Origin of the sequence: Chryseobacterium sp. (assembly GCF_019236175.1) — a bacterium.
GTDB lineage: Bacteria > Bacteroidota > Bacteroidia > Flavobacteriales > Weeksellaceae > Chryseobacterium.
The window spans coordinates 20,741-41,187 of sequence record NZ_JAFAJM010000018.1 but is presented as its reverse complement, the minus strand read 5'-3'; the positions used below and the strand labels follow the sequence as shown (position 1 = coordinate 41,187).

The window sequence follows — 20,447 nt, the reverse complement described above, 5'->3', positions numbered from 1 at the left end:
GCCATAATTTAAAGTTTAAAGGTTAATATTTATTTGATGATGAATTTTATTGTTTTGCAAATACGTTGGACGTATAGTTAATAATAATGAGCAGTCCGCTTAATCTGTTCGGATCCAGTTGTTTCTTATCAGCCGTAAGCAATTCATCCGGTGTACTGGCGATCGTAAATAGAAGTTCTGCCGTTTCTGCCTCAAAAGGCCCGCTAAGAGCAACCGTTCCTACATTATTCATTATCGGAATACTCAGATCGCTTTTACCCGTTTGTTTTAAGGTTAAGAAGCTACCCGCTTGTTTATCGGAAACCGTTGTGTTATTTTGAGTTTGCACCACCACTGTTACCGATTGTAATGCTACCTTTTTAAGGTTTGGCAGCACAATAGCATCGGTTAAACTAAACACCATTGATTGCGTTACCGGATTCGGCTGCGGATGCATAAACTGATACCAGTTAGCACTAAAAGCCTGTTGCAATACAATTTGCTTGGCTACCTGATACGGATACGGTGGATTCTGGGATTGCAACTGATTTTTTACATCGGTGGCAAACTGCCCCATATCTTCGTAAGCCGTATAGCTGATTTTTACGATAATGTCTGATATTGAATTAAAATCGAAATGATTGGTTTCCGGCGGCAGGTTTAATTCCCATTCCGAAACAGCACCGGTTCCTTCAAACGGCAGGTACATGCTATCGTTAAAATTGAGCACAAACAAACCATTATCGTCCATACCTTTGGAAAGTGCGATTTTCTGGTTGGGAATCCAGTCTACGCGTACATTACCCGGATCGGGATTATTAACCGGATCCATAACATATTTAACTGCATTGATTTTAGGTTCCATCACGGTATAATTTTTGGTTTGCCGCAATACCGCATTAATATTCTGGTAAGGCCCTACCACGGCAGGAATCGACACCGAAATCGTTTTGATTTTACGCAGATACTGCCCTGGGAAATCAAAATCGAACAACTGTTCCGAAAGTTTAAAACGAAGCGTTCCTTTTACTCCCGAGTGAAGTCCTGTTTTAAATTCCATAAACTGTAACGGATCCAGTTGCAGCAAGGAAATTGTCTTTTCAATTTCGAAAGTACGCGTGTTTTTCAGCACATAACTGCGTTCCATTTGTTGTAACGATAATAATAAAGCTTCGCCCGACAATAATCCTTTGTGAAGCGTATCCCAGTAATCGAACTGAATAAACTGTTCGGTACTGTTCATCTCATTCTGATAAGCTGATTGTGCTACCAGCGCCATTCCCAGCGTAAGCTGATACGATTGGAAATAAATGGTCGATAATCGGCTGATCATCCACGAATAGAAATCCATATTCGTAAAACGGGTAGTCAGGAATTGTTCGTAGGCATTCTCCTGATCAATTGTTTTTTTATGAATCACCAGGTTTTGCTGGTTGATCAGTAATTGCGCATTAGCCGAATTAATCTGATCCTGAATTTGAGCCGCATCATAAGCCGCCGTTTGCTGTTGCAACTTCCAGTCGTCACGTCGTCTGTTATACTGAGCAGTCGTCGCAATAATTCCGGCACTCTGGTTTAAAATAGACGAAGTCGTTTGTGCCATCTGAGCGCCCGCAGTAATGGCATCTCCAAACTTCATCCCTCCATCGGCAAAACCAAAGATATTCGGCGCCAGATAACCGGCAACTGAAATTCCGTTAATTCCAATTGAAACCGATTCCGGATAAATGGCCGCGCCTTGTAACGACAGGCTGGCGATTTCCAGAGCACTCAGGTTTTCGTCGTACTGCTGTTGGTAAAACTGTTCACGATTTTGAGCACTTAACAGATTTTGTTGCAAACCGGCAATGTTTTGTTTGGCCTCTTCGATCTCCTGTTCTTTAATCATTGTGTTAAGATTAAGCAGCACATTTTGCTGTGTGGCCTGTAATTTGGCCAGTGCCGAATCGTCTTTACGTTCCAGTGCGTTTAATAAACCGGATCCCAACTGACTTAATGTAGCAGCGATATTTTTTACCCGATCGATAAGATACTCAAAGCGATAAGCCGGAATAGCCGCATTCTGCGTCATAATACTTAACGGATTACCACCGCTTGCCGCAGCACGTGCCAATAAACCAGGATCGATAGGCGGTTCGAATAATTGCAATGGTTGCGGTATCCCATTAATATTTAAGCTATTGTTTATTTTATAAAGTCGATCGATAACCGTGTCCCAGTATTGTTCGAGTTTGTCGTTTTCGGGTACACAGAAATAGGCATCAATATCGTTATACGGTTGGAAATTTAATCCGCTGGAACCACTTCCAACATGATCTTCGAGGGTAATTTTAAACTGCGGTATATTGTCGCCATATTGGGCTACAATGTCGTTAAAATTCGCAGGATCCTCGGCCTGACATGGTCCAAGGTCCTCCGGTTTTGGCCCCAGTAAACTATAAGCGTAGATGTACAACATATTCGCCGTGGTATTACTCTCCCAGGTGTACTGCGAAAAATACCAGTCGCCCCATTTAATCAGGTTATCGATATATTGCATTACCATCGCTTTTTCGTAGGCGCCAATACGCAAACGGGCAATAGCATGCGGATCGAACGGATACTGATTGTAAGCTGCAATTTGTTTGGCGTTCGTAATGTTTTCGAGCAACGAAGCTACCGTATGGTTCCGGAAAGGATTAAACTGCCATACGCGGCAAATATCACGCGCTACCTGATGGTTGAGCAATACATTTTTTACCGATTGAATTTGTACCGGCTGAAGGAAAGAAAGAATCGAATTCAGATTTGTTTTGGCTGTAAATTTACTGCTCACATAGCCTTCGCTATCAATCCATTTGTTGTCCAGTAAAACGCGGTAAATACGGCTCGAATCGGTAACTCCTATCGTGGCACACTCAAAAGAATCTGCCTCTACCAGATACGGAGCCGCCGTTGGATCGTACATATATTTGTACCATTTTTCGGCCTGATCAAATACCTGATTTGTCTTTAGTAAATTGGCAATATACATGGGCGCATGGAAAAACAATTCCCAATAATACAATTCATACGCCCCGTTAAAATCGACCTGTCCGCCATCGGGAGCTTCAGGAGCGATAACATACGGTTCTTCAAAACCAAATCTGTTAAAAGGCAATTCCGGATCCACCGGGATCAATTGACTTTCGAGCGACAACAGTTTGTCGACACCACCGGAAAAGATACGGGCACTAAGGTTATGAATTGCTCCTGTGGTAAGACGTATCGCTTTAAAATTATATTCGCACGCATAAGGAGTGGTGTTCAAACTTCGGAAGAATCCGATAGACGACGGGTATTCTGCCTGATATAACACCTGTACCACAAAACGTACTTTTTTATCAATATCCGGTTGCCCTTCCAGAATATCATAAAGCACACCAGTTAACTCGTTAAAATCAATATCCGTCATTAAACGGCCGTTTTTATCCAGATAGCCGGCCTGCATAAGCTGATCAAAAATATTTTTAGAACCATTGGCATTAATCCCGGCACTGTCAGAGATAAAATCAGAATTATAAAACAGCGGTTGATTGGTTAATATATCCAGAACCGAATCGACCTTATCGTTTTTATCCGGCTGTCCTTCCAGCATCTCATTGAGCGCCTTAGTCAAGTCGTCAATTGTTGTACCGCGTTCCAGTTGTCCGTCGGCTGTAAAATACCCGTAATCAATCAGATTATTATAAATCTGGCTGGATCCGGTGGCATCGATACCTGCGCCCGACGAAAGGAACGACGATTCCAAAAACATGGTGTCGGCATTAAACAACAAATCGGAAATAAATACCGGATCTTTATCCGGATCTTCCATTAAAAACGCTTCTTTGTCGCCATAAAAAACAAAGGTTCCTACGGCGTTTTTAATCGTAAACAATCCGTAATTTTTATTCCGAACGTTTTGGGATAACCAGCGGGAACCACTGGCCTTGTTTACGACTCCCATTACAAACTGCGTCTTTTTAAGCTGACCAGGATCGCCTTCAAAAATGCTCATCACGTCGGTGCGCATTTCCGCATAATCAGAACGTCCCAGCATACCGCTACTATCGATATAACCATAGTCTACCAACGTATTATAAACCGTTTTGGAACCTGCCGCATTAATACCGGCATCGTTCGAAATAAAAGAACTGTCCGTTAAGGAAGTTTGTGGTGTTGGAATGGCCGGAGTAATAATCTGTCCCGCAATATCATTATCGTAAATCGTACGGGAAGTACTAATCAGGTTCATTTGTCCCGATGTCGCGTCGATTTGCGGAGTAAACAGATCGTTACTCTTATCGCTGTCTTTTTCGAAAAACAGGATTTCGTCGGGGTTTACCAAATAACTGATATCCAGGCTATCGTTTAAAACAATCGGCTTAAACAACGGCAACTGCCCTTTATAACCCAGGTTATAGACATAATTATAGTTTTGTCCTGTTTCAAACAATTGATTTTCAAAAATCTGAACCGCCGGATTGGAGGCATTCGGTGGATTATTGGCAGGTTGCGGATATTGCACCGTAGTATCAATCATTGGACCAAAGGCAATCACTAATTGTTCAAATCGATTGCCGCCATTGGTAATTTCCCAGAAACTATCCTGTTGTATTTTGAGCGGATATACTTTATTCCACCAAAGACTATTGGGGTCGAAGAAATTGTCTGGAAAAAGTTTATTGTTCGCAGTTCTATAGGCACTTGGACTAACATCGATAATATAGTCTTTTACCAGTGATTGCGCCGGTACCCATTGATTCTGGAAATTATAAAACGTATAGTTTATCGAGGCCTTCACAATGTTTTCTGTAGTGGTATTCGGTGTTTTATCGATCGCGACACTTTGTTCTACCCAAAACAGGAACAACTTATTAAAGGCATAAACCGGTGTAATTTGTACGGCATTAATGGCCAGATCAATTTTAATCCATTGCGACCAGGTACCTTCGCTTTCCCTTGTGATATAGTAATAGGTATACGGATTGGTAGCGGTGCGTGCAAACAGAAACAAAGTCGGCTGATTATCGCGGGTATCGTCGGAAACTCTACAATAATAGGCATCTACATACACCAGTTTTGCCAGTTCTGCAAAGCCTTCCAGGTATTTCATATAGGCCGATGTTACATTGCCTTCGGTAATGTCGTTTTGTTTCAGGTCATTTTCCAGTTGTTTAAACAAATCGGTTTTGGAGCTACGGAAAGCCGGATCGAGATAATTTTCAGGATAGAGGAAAATTTCGCGGTTGGCTTCCCATATCCGATAATTCATCATCCATTCCCACCAAACTTCAGGGATCGGTAAAAGTACCACACCGGCTTCCAGTTTCGAACGACAGCGGTTCATATACAACTGAATCGCATTAAGCGCTTCTTTGATATAGGAAATTTGTGCTACATCCGACATATCCACATCAATAAGCAAATAGTCGTGTAAATCGCGTGTATTCTGGATGTAGGCAGTGGCATCGGCTGAGCGCAGGGCAAAGATAGTCGCTCCAATCAGAGCGTCTCTTTGGGCCGATGCGGTTTTACCGCCAATTTGTACGGCCAGCTGATTCCAGTCGCTTCCTACATTATATCGTGCCTGAATTGCGGTTAATAATTTGTTTTCCTCTGCTACCAATGTATCCCAGTCGGCAACACCTTTTCCGGCCAGGCTAAGTAGCCCCTGGAAAGCATCCAGATTTAAACCTGTTTTATTAAGCAACGTAATAACGGCCTGCATGCTGTACAGGCGGTCGACCTGATTGGTATATTTTAAAGCATATAATGCTGTGATTATCGATTTATCCCATCCGGTTGCTTCCGACAAAATGGCTGCGGCAACATCATTTTTATTACCGGTAATCGCCGTCATATAGTCTGAAAACCGATTGTTTACATCATTATAAATACCGGTAAAAAACTGGAACTGAAGTAATACAATGCTATTTGCAAACGTTAGTTTTGTGGTATCGGTAATGCCATAAGCCGCTTTACTGACAGCAATGTTATCGAGTAAATCCTGACTGACTCCCGTTTTTTGTACCCATACCAACCAACGTGAAATTAGACTTAATGTTTTTATAGCGTTGGTCGTATCGGGATTCAGGAATACCGAAAGTGGATTGGTAACAGTAAGTGTCAAAATCGATTGCGCCAATGACGACGGAATATCGAAGAACGCGCCGACCTGTCCGTAAAGTTTGATCAATTGATCGTCTTCAGAATCGGATGCCGGAATAAGTATCGGCAGTGTTTTAAGCCATGCTTCACTTTTATCGGGATAGTATAAAATGTTAACGGTTGGCGATACAACCGCATTTACCGTATAATTGAGATCCTCTAACGTTAATCGGGTCACTGTAGCCAGTGTTTCTTTGTAGTCAATGAGTGCCGTCAACTCATCAATTGTAAAAACCAGTTGTACTTTTCCGGATACACTCAAAAAGCTCAGATAATCTTTGATGCTTAATTTAAAATATCCTGCCAGGCGTACATGGCGCGACAAGGCCGAAATGGCAGGTACATTTAACACAATGGTTGGTGTACTCGTATATAAAGCCGAAACCAGCAACTGCAAATCGTTTTGCGAAACGCCCAAAGCCGAAGCGACACGAACCGCATTGGCCGGGTTGTTTCCGCTATTGGAAGCATATTCCCAACTTAGCGGCGTATCCAGATAGGTTTTATTAAGCGGATAGGCTACCGTTGCGCTATTTTTAGGGTGGTATAAAGTGGTTTGTCCGGTATTAAATACAACATCAAACGGTGCTGCCGACTGTGCCGGATCGTTCCCCATTCCGTAAGTTTTCAAATCAAACAAATAGGTACTTACCGTAGCGACATCGCTATTCATTCGGGTAACCAGTTGTTGTAATTTTGGTACCAGTTGTAATATGTTTTCATTAATTTCCGGTGTTCCGTTATTCAAAGCATGTAAAGCCCAGTCCAGATCATCAAACGACCATTCGCTAAGTAACGTAAGGCGTAAATAGCGATTCATCTGATCCAGAGCCGCCGGCGTCAGGTTATCGATGGTATTTACCGAATCGGTATTCCCAACTACAACCGGTTTGGTTAACCCCTTATTGATAAAGAACTGGGCATTCAGCCCGGCTGTAATTTCGGTCCCGGATAAATTTTGGTATAGTAAATCCTGGACTTGCGTTACCAGTAAATCGGTTTGTTTAGAAAAGACTTTAAAACTATTCAGATCGTCCAGTTTCGCCACCCCAAAATAGGTTTGTAATTTCGCGGTATCTACCGTTGCCGTTTTAAGTAAATTCCAACCTTCGAGGGTTGTTTGCAATTGTTCGGCAGCCAATTGCGGGCCGGTTAGCTGTTGGCAGGCAAATACCTCGGCCAGTGTTGTTTTTAGTTCCTCAAGATAAATCCGTATGCTGCTTAACGGTTGCAGGAATGGTAAGTTAAACGGATAATACGTTGCGGCAAGTTGCTTGTACAAATCGGTCGTACTCGCAATTTTCCAACTGGTCGACAGACTTTGTTCCAAACGTTCAATGATGATTTGTAAATACGGGACGATTGTATTTGTTTTTTCGCAGGTTAGCGGTATCGTTCCCAAATCGGGACGTCTTACAGCCAATGTACTTGCATGTGGTATGGTAGCGGTATTGGGCTCGGTAATATATTTTTGTACAATACGCATCAGATCAACAAAATAGGCTGCTGGTCCCAGTACCGATTTACATTCCGGGCAATCGCAATAATTGAGACTTCCAAACAGTTCCTGATAGCCTACCAATCCAGTAAAATACTCGGTTACCTCTTCACTGACAGATGAAGTCGATATCGCTTTAGAAAGCGGCGTCGACATATTTAAAATTGCATTGGTAAGATTCGCCACATTATTGGTTACTTCCGTCGCTCTCTTGTATACCTCTGATGCTACTTTGGGGCTGCCAAAAGCATCGGTATATTGTTTTACAAACACTTCTCCGCTTTGTCGGGTAATGTCGTGAGCAGAGTTTAATCCATCGAATTTCTCGTATAGAATACCAATCGCATCAGCCGTTAGTTTTTTGCCCGTTTGTGCTTCCGGATGTAACCGTACCACCCGAGCCACTTGTTTGAGCTGTTCCACCATGTTGGTTGCGGCGGCACGCGCCTTGGTTTTGGGTAGCTTTATAGAGGCTAAGGTATCTTCCAGGTGAAAATTGGTCGTTAGCAAATCTACGTCCGGATTTGCTTCATAAAAGTTATGAATCAGTTGTTTTGTTTCCATGAATAGTAGTTTTACTGTTTTTTAATATCATTATTCACTATCGGTATCGTAATCGTGTACATGACTGGCCGATACTCCGAAATTTTTATAAAATATCCCTGCATAGGTTGTCATACTGAGGTGTTCCTGATAAGGACTCAATGAAAGAAGTGCCGCTACAGAATCCCAATAACCACCAGGGTGCTGACCATAGGATGTGGTAGCAATACTATGAATTTGGAAAAACAAGCTACAAGCCAGACAAGGTCGGCGTGTACCGCCGATATAATTGAATTGTTTTCCGGCTTCCACAATTTTGGTTTCGGCATGTTGCTCTTCGTGTCCTTTAACAAATTCCAGTTTATAATCTTGATACGCTCCGCTGATCTCGGTTTCCAGTTTACCCAGATGCCGGGCTACACGTCCTGAATAGTTTTTTTTATCCGGAACGGTAAAATTTTTAAGGGTATCTGACAATAATGCACTGAGTTCATTTTGCTTTTTGTTACTGGCTACATAAATCGTTTTTTCAGTATGATTGATTGCTGCCTGTACTTCGGTAAACTCCTCGTTCTGAGCCAACAGAGCCGTCGATAAATGGCGAACGAGTAATCGTTCGGGACTCATGCCTTTATTAGGAGCCACAATCTCCTCGGTTACTCCGGTATATAACTTGGACTGATGGACACGTTTGGCTAATTTCATTTTGCTCCCATGCTGGGAAGCTATTTCTTCTTTCAGCATTTTACTTTTTTCTTTACGAATCTTTTTGGAGACATTCAGTAATTTGGCTTTTTTAGGTGACTTTTCACCATCCGATTCATCATCTGCATCGGTTCCCGAGGTGTCGCTTGATACAGGAGCCTTTTTTCTTTTTATTTTTTTTGCGGCTTCTCCCTTACCTCTCGCACTTAGTCCATCGGCATCTTTCATGCTAACCGGATTACCGATACAAAAAGCATATAAATTGAGTCCATCGACGCCACCGGCCGGATCGGGTTTATTCCAGCGCATCAGCCAGGGAACATAGTAGCGGTGCCCGTAGTAATATAATCCGGTAGTATCATCCCGTTCTTTTCCGGAATACCGGTAATTTTTAAGCCTCACTTCCTGCTGATTCGGACCTGCAATAATAGACGTTCCGCCATATGGGAAATATTCTTCGTAACTAATCAGCAGCGCCTGATCGTCGACTTCAACCGCCACAGAATCCAGTTTGGTACAAAGCTGCCATCGGAATGAGCGGTCGCCGGTTTGCTTTTCCTTTTTATTGTCATCGAGCTTCCAGTAATGCATAATCAATAAACAGGTTTCACCATCCATAATGCGTAAGGTTTCGCGTTCTAAGGTGGTGGTCGTTGTATTATCGGTAACCGTTTGCTGTTGTTTTAAGACGTAGTTGCCAAAGTACACCGTACTTTCCATCAAATTTACGGTACCGCCGTTTGCCATTCTTTCGCTCACTTTTCGGGTGCGTTGTTCTGCACTGTCGTATACATAATAATCGGCATCATCCTCTTCTTCCGGGCGGGTAATAATAGCGGCGCGCACCAGATTTTCGCAACAGTTATAATCCAGCGCCACGGGTTTATTGATCATAACCTGACGCAAATTCCCGGAGTCGTCGTACGTAATACCGGTTAAACGATTGGAATTCACCTCAACCGGTAAATCGCGGGTCCACGAGGCCGATTTGGCGCTATGTTGTAACTGAGTTAGGTTTCCGGAATTATCGTAGGTATAGCTTTCACGATAGTTTTCCAGTTTGTCATAATCAGAGGGTGCAACCGAAAATTTACTTTGTTTAAAATCGTTGTTCACCACATTATTCTGATAGGTGTTGGCTAATATTCCGGGATGCTGATAGCCGTTTGCCGCCAACAAACGGTATAAAATATCGTAGGTATAATCCGATAGCGGCACCACCTTCTGATTGTTATAAAAAATGGTATCCCTACTTAAATCCCGTAATCTTATAATATTACCCACCGGATCGTATACATAGGTTATGTTTTGCAACATTGGATTTTCGCCCGACGTTACCAATCGGGTATTTTTAAGGGTAATCAATCGCTGTGTGGTCGCTTCGTAAGTACAAACCGTCGATGAATTGTTGGCAAAAACAATCCGGTTTCGTTGATTTGAAGCGTTATATTCAATTCGGAGGATAACCGGTTTTGATTTTCCGTCCGGTAATTTCAGATCGATTGTTGCCAATAAGCCCGATTTTGAATAACTGCGTTGTGTTACAGTACCGTCGGCAGTTGTTTCGGTTAGTAAATCGCCTACAGCATTATAGATTTGTTCAAGTGATAAAGTGTTTGGATCTAACGGAACCTTTGCCGGATCGTTCCAATCGATGGCATCTTTGTAAACGGTAGTCATCTGGCGGCTTTTCGAAATCGATTGTCCGGTAAGTGCATACCTGTTAAACGTTACAATTCCTGATAAATCTTTTTGTTCGTACAATTTTCCCCGGAGGTTCAACGAAGCGGCATCCTGAATTTCTTCGCCATAAGTACATACCTCTACTAAAGGATATTGATCGACCGGAACAATCGGATCGCCATCAACATATCGCCTAACCCGTAGCGTTTTCTGGCGTTGTAAACGATCGTAAGTAATGCGCTGGTTATACATTCTTGGTGTCCATGACCAACATAACAACCCCATGATATTGTTAAAATGAAACTCCATTCCGGCATCTGCACTTTCGGTGATCAGCGCACTCGTTTCGTTCATCTGATAGGTATTGCGCTGATTAATATAACCGGTACCCGTAGTGGCATTCGTGTAATACAAACGTGGATCTATTTGCAGCAGCACCCGGCTTTGTATGTCGGTTTCCGAATAAGATGTTAATACGCCTTGCAACAAGATTAGGGTTATCTGTTCTTTTATACCGTCAAATTTCGGAGCCAGCTGCAATTCAAATCCGGGTTGATACGGCGTAAAAATCGGGGTAAGCCATCCTTCGGCAGTAATATAACCGGCGGTCACCAAAGCCTGTAAAATTTCGGCACCCGTACTGCCGGATCCGTTAGCAATAGCGTCGAATGTAGCCGCAGTAACTTTTCCCAGATTGTTTGTCTGAAGCAAAAACTGCGTTCCGGTATTGTCGAAAACCTCGGTTGTGGGTGTATTATAACATTTTGCCGCCTTATCTAAAGCATTTTTTTCATCCTGCTGCTCCTGAGTGGGATTGGCAGGATAATTAGCCATAAACGTTTTATAGTAATCCGAATCCAATACCGTATCGTTTGCATCGTAAGTTTTTTGTTCCCAGGCGGTAAAAGTGATTTGTGAAAAGAACCCTTTCGGATCGTCGGTACGGATTAACCTGCCGAGAGGGTCATAATGCATTACCGAAGGGGGCGGCATATTCCCTTCATCAATTAATGTCTGCTGATTTTCGTAATCGGATATTGCACTAAAAAAAGGCAGGTATTGTTGTGCTACCAGTCCTTTGTTATTGTATACGGTGCGTCCGGACGTATTCCAGCGTTCTTCGGCCTCCGTCAGTTTATTGTCGACATAAGCCAATCCCTGATCCACTAATTCTTTTTGTTCGATAATCCGGCCCAAACCATCTGAAAACTCAATCCGGATGCGGCACTCAGAATTTCCGGCGCCTTTATGAACAAAATTGGTTGCCGATAAAGATATAGCTGCCAACGGTTGTTTACGATCGGTCCAGTTATACTCGTCATAGAAAAAGTACGTCAAAGCACCTTGCATATAGTAGTCCTGTTGGTCTAAAACCGATTGTATCGTGATCGGTGTTCCATCCGGTGCTGTTGTTCGCGTTTGATATGCTGCCGGAAAACCACCATATGGATACAGGAGCATACTTCCTTCCAAATCTCCATTTTTAATTCCGAATAGAGATGACACACGCACCTGTCCTAACGGATCGTAAAGTACCTGCGACACATTACCATTAATATCCACCAACTGTTTGGGTGTACAGGTATGATAATCCAGGGTAAGTAGTTGTGTGTTTTTGATGTCTTTATCGGGATCAATATATTCTATTAATTCCACCACCTGAATGTTATACGGTGCATCGTAGCCCATCTTCCCGCAAACCGACAATTCTGAATCGGCCGCAACAAAAGGATTGATCACTTCATCAGGCAAGAAAAACAACTCCGGTGTATCGGCTTTAAAATAAGTTTGTACCGTTCCCTTGTTCCACCAGTAGCCCGTTTCTTTATCGAAAATAAATCCGGCATTGGTAACAACATCGTTTGTTAATTTCCCTTTATAGGCCGAATCGATATAATTTTGGGTAAACTGTGCTGTGGCGGTATACGCCTGTAATCCCCGTGAGGCAATTGTAAGTAATGGTAAAAAATTATCTTGAGTTTCATTCCAGAAATAATTGCGGGTCCAGGAAAACTGCAGGGCCGCGACCGTTTCTCCGGATGATATTCCATAAGGAATGATATTTTGCAGCGCCTCTTCTATGAGGTCATTACAGTAATCGAAATCCATGTATTCTTTACCCGCCTCCAGGGTAAAGCCTGACAATTGAAACGCCTGCTCCTGGCCTACGATTCCCTTCCAATATATTTCGTTTTCGTCGGTATTGATCACATCGGTTGTTGTAAAAGTCGCCAAAAGTTGTTGCTGTTCTGGATATAAGGAAACGTCGTTAGTTGATGGTACACGGCGCGGCAGATAAACGGTACAGGAGCGTTTTACTGTACCGCTTTCAGGATCTACTTCGAGTGTAAATTGTTGTTCTACCCGCGGATCGTTTGCGTTACGTTCGTAATGATAAGCAATATGTTCCCGTGGATCAACGCGGAAAACAGCATGCTCTTCATCGGATGCCGGCTGGATCAAAACCACGGCATAATTAGCTTGTTCTACCGCATAAGGCACACTCGATCCGGGTTGATCATCTAATCCGTAAACTTCCGTCCTGATACTGCTTCCGTTTAAGGCTACAAAAGCTTCCCGAAACGTTTTGCCGTTGGCGGTATAAATATCGGCAGCAAACACATTGTCCGGAAAATCGTAGGCATTAGTATCGCTCTTAAAGAAATCGGCCCGGTATTGCTCCTGTAATGCATCATAACTTTCAAACACTCCGGTATTAAACCATTTTTTGATGTATACCGGAGGGACGAACAATTCTTTATTGATCTCGTTTACCGGGAACTCCTGATTCTGGATGGTCGTGGTAAACGCTTCGTAGGTTTGTGTATCCCATGTTTCTACAAAACCAAATCCGCAGAAACTTCTTTCCACAGGATCATAGTATCCGTCGTGATAACCAAACTCCTGAACGTAGCACGATTGCGAAACAGCATCCGTCTGCGTAATGCGGTCAATAACCTGAACCGGGAAAAACAAACGGGTTTTCCAGGGTTTTCCGGCTTGTTCGTCTTCCAGATAAAAGCGCACCGAACTGGAATAATGCAAAGCCGTTCGGCTTCCGGTATTATTATTGGTTTCGGTAAGCAAATAGGGTTTTAGCGTTACCGTAGCGATGTCCTGCGGATCGACTCCCGAAAAATTCAGGTAATAATGCCTTGGCGTATCGGTTAGTTTCGAAAAAACCAGGCAGCTCGTTCCGGTTCCCAGTATATCGGCAAAATGAAGGCTATCTAACGGATCGAACGATTCCGGCAAAGTAATAGTAATGGCGTCCGAAAAACTATTTCCGCTTTTATTGAGAAATAGCTGAACCGTATTGTCTAATGCATATACAATATCCATAGTACCGGTTCCATTCAGATCGGCAAAATAGAATCGGGAAGCATCAAAACCGGCTTCAAAATATGGCGCATTTATTAATTGGATACGTTGTCCAAACCGGCCGTATCCTAAGTTAGGCCAACAATAAACCGTTCCGTTTGTCACGGCAACCCGATGCTGTAATCCGTCACCAAACAAATCGGCAAAAGAGACCGATGTTTTTCCGGAATTCTGACTTTGTAACGGGAAATTTTCCGGCGCCGGTACTTGTTGCGGCTCGCCATATCCAAAGTTTCCCAATCCGGGATAAACCGTCAGATAATCGTCCGAAGCCACTAATAAATCCGATTTACCATTCCCATTCAAATCCACCGATTCCGTTCCGGCCAATACACTTGGATATTGTTCAAACGGTTGGAACGGTTCCCAGCCTTGTCCGGTATTGGTATAATATCCGGGGGGACTGCTTAGCATCAGGTCTTTAATTCCATTACCCTGTAAATCGGCAATGACACCTGAATCTCCCACGGCAAAATCCGGTACGGTTTCCGGTTCGGCATAATGGCCGCTTCCTTTCGGATTGTAATAAAAGGATCCGCTATCGCGGGTATATAAAATGCCCGGTAAACCGGCGCCATTTAAATCAACCGGAAGGAAATCGCCTGTATCGAGTTTTCCGGGAATAGTCCCATTATCTGCAACAGTTAACGTACTAAACGTTGCAGTTGGTGCCACATCAAACATCGAAAAAGTAAGCTCCAGATCAGGTTTTGCTAATAATTCGTAACTGCCGTCACTTTGAATTCTACATCCGGTAATGGTTACCTTTTTCAGGCAGGAAATCACTGCGGTCTGATCCGGTACTTTGCTATAATCCGCTGTATCATAATAGGCAAGTTGCAAACGGTTTACCAGAAAAGGATTTCCGTGGTTTTCGTTTTCAAAATGATGAAACAGCAGTATATTTTGACACCTGCGATAAGTGCGCAATTCGAAGCCACTCCTAAACGAAGAAAACGGATCCGGTCGGCATGCCCACGAACGTACCTCAGCATAGGGGTCGGCCGCGGTTGTTGTTAAATTATCCAGTTCATGCGATCCGTAGTCAAAAATAACTTCGAAGGCAAATTTTTCTTCTTTGGAAGTATTGTAATAATTGCCGTAAAAAATACGGTCAATATAATTTCGTGTAAAGGCGCCCCGGTTTAAAATTCCGGTTTCCTGATCGTTTTCCCGTTGGTACCGAAACTGAACTTTATTTCCTTTGGGATCGGTTATCGAAACGATTTGCCAGCTAAAAATCCGGGCTGCATCATCGGGATCGGCAACACGCGCTTCGGGAACCGATCCATATTCCGATACCGTATTATTAGTTGCGAATGTACGCCAGAAGCTCTCACCGGTGTTTTGGTTTTTATGATATTCGATACGGGAATAATCATCCTGGACCCGTGGAAAATAAATACGAATACTCCATATATCACCTTGTTGATCGGTTTCGGTACGGGTCGTATTTTCTTTAGGTACCAGTTCTTTTCCGGAAAAGAGAAAAATATCGGTTCCGTCATATTTGGGGATTCCCTTTTCGGTTCGAATTGTAAATTCCGGGATTTTGACATCCCAGCCTACACCAAAGATACTGTTACCCAATCCGGAATTGTAGGCCAACGAAAGGGACGGCGCTAAGCCGCGGCCAGTCGTTATGGGAACCGGGATTGTATAGGCTGCAGTTCCTGAAAATGAATTGGGTTGAAATGTTTCGCCTATTCCTTTTATTGCTCCTCCTCCACCGGGCAGGGAAGCACCAGAGATCGATACTTTTTCCATAGCTATCATTTTGACTGATTTCAATTAAAATATCTTTAAATGCAGAATGATTTAAAACCAATAAAATCCAAACAAAAAGTTTACTTTCTTCCTTGCAATCTAGTCAACTAGATCAGTAGATAGGGTTGCCAACAAAATAATTTCATAAACAATTATACCACTGCAAGGTATGCACAAAAAAAGGCATTAAATAGCGTATAAACACCTAATTTACAATTGAGTATAAATACTCATTTGTGAAAAAATCTCTGTAGCAACTAAGAATTAAAATAGAAAAACAATAGATACTTTCGGCAATAAAGGAACATTCGTATCTGAATTGGGTTGGGGTTGGGGCATAATCCATGGTTCACTATCAACTCCATTTTTTGGATATTGAAGCTTTACATTAAAAGAATCCGTGTAGGCCAACAACAAATTAAAGAGCAAAAAAAATGGGACAAATCTAAAAAAGTTAGATTTGTCCCATCAAGTGACCCGGCTGGGATTCGAACCCAGGACCCATACATTAAAAGTGTATTGCTCTACCAGCTGAGCTACCGAGTCGGCCTTACTTATCCATGTTGCCATTTTTAAGTAAATCCCTTTGTTTAAGGGACTGCAAAGATAGTAATTCCCTCTTTAATTCCAAGTTTTCCCACCTCTTTTTATAAGTTTTTTTTCACCTTAACAGGCAAACACCTGTTTATAAACCGGTTACGTTTTTGCTTTTTTTACGAAAACACAAAGGGTTATTTATTCAGGGATTATTTAGGAAAAAAGGAGAAACCGGAGTCAGTCAAAAGCTTTATTCCCGAAGATCAATTCCCATATCTTCCCTATTATTCTTTAAAACAGTACTGATATAATTTCCTTTTTTCCTTGGAATAGAAGCTGTTGCAAAAGTTCGTGGAGCTTTATATATTTCACCTTGATAATCAGGACTTGTAAGAACAGGCATCATGTAATACGCATGATCCTGATCTTCAATATCCATCACCCATTTACCGCCAATATGTTTTCTAAACGTCTCTCCAATATAAATGGTAAGAAGGTCTAACATTGAAGGATATTCCTTTAAATTATTGATCGATAGATAGTTATTGATAATCCATTGTTCCAAATCATCCAGTGATTTGATACTATAATCCAGATTAAGATGATTTCTTTTTGCAAAGTCTTCTGTAAATGAATCCATCTTTTCTCCGATGAAAAAAATCCACTCTTGAAAGTTTTCCTGTGTATGATACATATCAATGATATCTTATAATCAACCTGTGTTCGGGATTACACCTAGAAATTTTCCATGTGTGTAATTTCAAAACTATTTTGATATTCTAAATAATTATTCATTATAAAAAGAATTTATAAAATCGGTAAACGATTCAGAAACCAAAATGAAATTTTTATCATTTAAAAATTCAGCTTCGATAATATATATTTTCCCGTCTTCACATATAAAAAAAACATTTCCACCATTATCGTATGCAAAAGGAACTTTTTTTTCAAAAATAATTCCGCTTAATTTATAATCTTCAATAATTTTTTCTATTGGTAATCTTCCGTATTTTATTGGATTGAAACCATTGATAGTGAAAATATTTTTTATTCCTTTTACATATTCATATGGTGGATATCCGCCATATGAATATGTAAAAGATAATGATTTTTGAAATCCTCTGGCAATATTATCTTTGAACTTTCTTCAAAGTTTTTAATATCTAAACCAGTAAGTTGTTGCTCTGTTTGTTCAAATTCCATAATACTTATTTTTTACTATGTTTTAAATGTATATGAATTACCTGTTGCCTCTTTATATTGGCTACAACCTCCCATATGTGAAACTCCACTATGTGCTTCCTGTTTAACCAATTGCATTGTGCCTCTATTCGTTCCAGCATTATAATCATCTAAATGATGCCATACATAACCCTTAGGTGTGCTTTTTTGACCTAATGCAGCCATACTTGCGTTTTGAAAGTCTGTAGTATAATCCCCTGAATAATCAATTTCAATTATATTTCTTTGCCCAGGTTTCACTGGATAAAGAGCATCACTATTTGCATAATTTAGACCTCCATTTGGAGTTGCTTGAACACCTGAAAATCCTCTATCTTCTATTTTTTGTAATTCAGCAGCACTTGCATACCCATTATGCACCAGAATCCCATCTTCGGTTACATAATAATTTTCATTGGCCTGGATATCAAAATTATAAACTTTTTCATAATGGAGGCCAAAGTTTCGATACTGTTAACTACGGTTAAATTAAACCATTAAAAAAACCACCTTTTGGTGGTTTAGATATTTTTTTTGATAATGGGAAATCATCAACTTTAAAAATTTCTTTTTCTCCCAACATAACTAACTAAAAAAATAAAAAGATTGTCATAAGACGATCTTTTTATTTTTTATGACATTAAAATTTATTCCCAGTCAAAACCCTCTGCATTTGTCCAAAATACAATACTTGCTTTTGTTTAGGATTTTCAAAAAACTCATTGATAATATTTACGGTCTTTTCCATATTTACAAAAGAATTTTCAGGAACATAATTTTCATCTCCTGCATCCACTATTTCTGAATCATCACTACCGTTTGAGGAATACCATGACTGACCGTTTCTTATATTTGGAATGTTTTCATCATATCAGAATGAAATATTTTCTTTATCTATAGCAGAAAACTTCAAGATAATATTGCTTTCATCAGAAATTTCAAATTGAAAATATCCTGTATTGGAATACTCTAGATCTGTATCATTTAGATTTTTAAACAAGTTTACAACATCACTTTTACTAAGGTTTTCATTGTTTACCTTATCTAAAAAAGTTATTTTAATTTCACTCATAAATAAAACAAGATCTATCCCTCAATAATTTATTCATTAATAGGAATTCCCATATCTTCCATATTATTCTTTAAAATAGTACTGATATAATTTCCTTTTTTCCTTGGAATAGAAGCTGTTGCAAAAGTTCGTGGAGCTTTATATACTTCACCTTGATAATCAGGACTTGTAAGAACAGGCATCATGTAATACGCATTATCCTGATCTTCAGTATCCATCACCCATTTACCACCAATATGTTTTCTAAACGTCTCTCCGATGTAAATGGTAAGAAGGTCTAACATTGAAGGGTCTTCTTTTAAATTATTGATCGATGGACAGTTATTGATAATCCATTGTTCCAAATCATCCAGTGATTTGATACTATAATCCAGATTAAGATGATTTCTTTTTGCAAAGTCTTCTGTAAATGAATCCATCTTTTCTCCGATGAAAAAAATCCAGTCTTGAAAGTTTTCCTGGGTGTATGACATGTTATTATTAGAAATTTATATCTATTTTTTTTGGATTGACATTGCTTTCTATTATCCTTTCTAAAGTATTGGAATACTCTAGATCTGTATCATTTAGATTTTTAAACAAGTTTACAACATCACTTTTACTAAGGTTTTCGTTGTTTACCTTATCTAAAAAAGTTATTTTAATTTCACTCATAGTTTATTCTCAAAAGCCGCCTTAAAAATATTAATATATTTATATTAGTCTGGTTTTGTTATTTCAAGCAGTTTCAAAAACTCTGTAAAGGTTCCACAGATGTAATACGTATTTAAATCATCCGAAGATTCATCAAAAAAATAAGTATGGTCATAATACCTGATCCCATTATTATCACCATCATTAACTAACAATAAAAAACCACTACCAGCGTCACTTCCAATGAGTAAAGATTTTTCAGGAATATCATCATCATACTCATCATTTATTTTTACGATATCTGCAAATCCTTTTTCAATCTCAATTCCAAAAAAATTGCCCATTATCATGTATTCATTTAAATCCTTAATGTACAGATACGCATTCTCAACGAGTCCTCCATTACATTCTACAAGAAATTTTTGATAATCATCTGGTAATTTTATCTTAAAGTTTTTTTCAAGTTGTTTAACTTTTTCTGAATCACCATTTTGGTATGCCTTAATTTTCATAGTCTTAGGGTTCCAATAATTTTATTCAAACTCGAGGATTTATAAAAAAAGCTTCATTAAACGCAACTCTTTATTCATTCCCATCAAAATCTTCAGCATTATTCCACTCTACGATATTTGGTTTTTGCAAAGGATTCTGAAAAAATTCATTGATAATATTTACAGTCTTTTCCATATTTAAAAAAGAATTTTCAGGAACATAATTTTCATCTCCTGCATCCAATATTTCTGCATATTCACTACCGTTTGAGGAATACCATGACTGTAATGGGTTAAAAAAACATACTGTCTGTGAGAGTCTGTTTTTTATAATATTTTCTCTTTTTCTATAGGAGTATTAGGTTGTATTAAATTACCTGTTTCATCATAAAAATTATAACGTTCAAACTGACAATCTTCTAATTTATATTTTTCTCCATTAAGTACAGAAAAATATTTTCCATCTTTAATTTCTCCAATATTTAGATTAAGTATTGCTGAGCCTTTTTCGATCTGTTGCCTCCATCCGGCTAAATCTTTCGAATAAGACAATCCATAAAAATGTCTGTTATCCGGAGTAATTATAATAAAATTTTCACTTAAAACGCCGCCATTTTTAGGAATTAAAGGTGTATGAGCAGAAGAAACTATATTAACAAAATTATTTTTTGTAATTTTTCCATTACCACTTTGGATATAAATGTATCTGTATTCTCTAAAATCAAATTCTTCTTTTCCTGGAAGAAGCACTTTTTCTATTTTCATA

Annotated in this window: 9 protein-coding genes and 1 tRNA gene; all 10 read right to left on the bottom strand. The window is 40.1% G+C overall.

Features of this window, described 5'->3' with window-relative positions; all coding sequences use genetic code 11:
- Positions 1-46 precede the first annotated feature (46 nt).
- Entirely contained in the window at positions 47-8,074 is an 8,028-nt protein-coding gene (locus tag JO178_RS15795; RefSeq protein ID WP_291938146.1) for a neuraminidase-like domain-containing protein, read from the bottom strand.
- Between the two features lie 168 nt (positions 8,075-8,242).
- Positions 8,243-15,727: a SpvB/TcaC N-terminal domain-containing protein gene (locus JO178_RS15790; RefSeq protein WP_291937985.1), complete on the bottom strand. Its 7,485-nt coding sequence runs from the start codon at positions 15,725-15,727 to the stop codon at positions 8,243-8,245.
- A gap of 473 nt (positions 15,728-16,200) precedes the next feature.
- Positions 16,201-16,273 (bottom strand) — tRNA-Lys (locus JO178_RS15785).
- A gap of 241 nt (positions 16,274-16,514) precedes the next feature.
- Positions 16,515-16,904 carry a hypothetical protein gene (locus JO178_RS15780; RefSeq protein ID WP_291937983.1) on the bottom strand — a complete coding sequence of 130 codons (390 nt, stop codon included), beginning with the start codon at positions 16,902-16,904 and terminating at the stop codon, positions 16,515-16,517.
- Positions 16,905-17,051: 147 nt separating this feature from the next.
- Positions 17,052-17,297 (bottom strand): SMI1/KNR4 family protein, encoded by a 246-nt coding sequence (locus JO178_RS21535; RefSeq protein WP_365866966.1) that lies wholly within the window; start codon positions 17,295-17,297, stop codon positions 17,052-17,054.
- 23 nt (positions 17,298-17,320) lie between these two features.
- The gene (locus tag JO178_RS15775) at positions 17,321-17,467 is read right to left on the bottom strand and encodes a hypothetical protein (protein ID WP_291937981.1); all 147 of its coding nucleotides are present in this window, start codon (positions 17,465-17,467) and stop codon (positions 17,321-17,323) included.
- A gap of 15 nt (positions 17,468-17,482) precedes the next feature.
- Entirely contained in the window at positions 17,483-17,866 is a 384-nt protein-coding gene (locus JO178_RS15770; protein ID WP_291937979.1) for an HNH endonuclease, read from the bottom strand.
- Between the two features lie 720 nt (positions 17,867-18,586).
- Entirely contained in the window at positions 18,587-19,030 is a 444-nt protein-coding gene (locus tag JO178_RS15765; protein ID WP_291937977.1) for a hypothetical protein, read from the bottom strand.
- 225 nt (positions 19,031-19,255) lie between these two features.
- Positions 19,256-19,702, bottom strand: coding sequence for an SMI1/KNR4 family protein (locus JO178_RS15760; protein WP_291937975.1), 447 nt, complete (start codon positions 19,700-19,702; stop codon positions 19,256-19,258).
- 306 nt (positions 19,703-20,008) lie between these two features.
- Entirely contained in the window at positions 20,009-20,446 is a 438-nt protein-coding gene (locus tag JO178_RS15755) for a hypothetical protein (protein ID WP_291937973.1), read from the bottom strand.
- Position 20,447 lies beyond the last annotated feature (1 nt).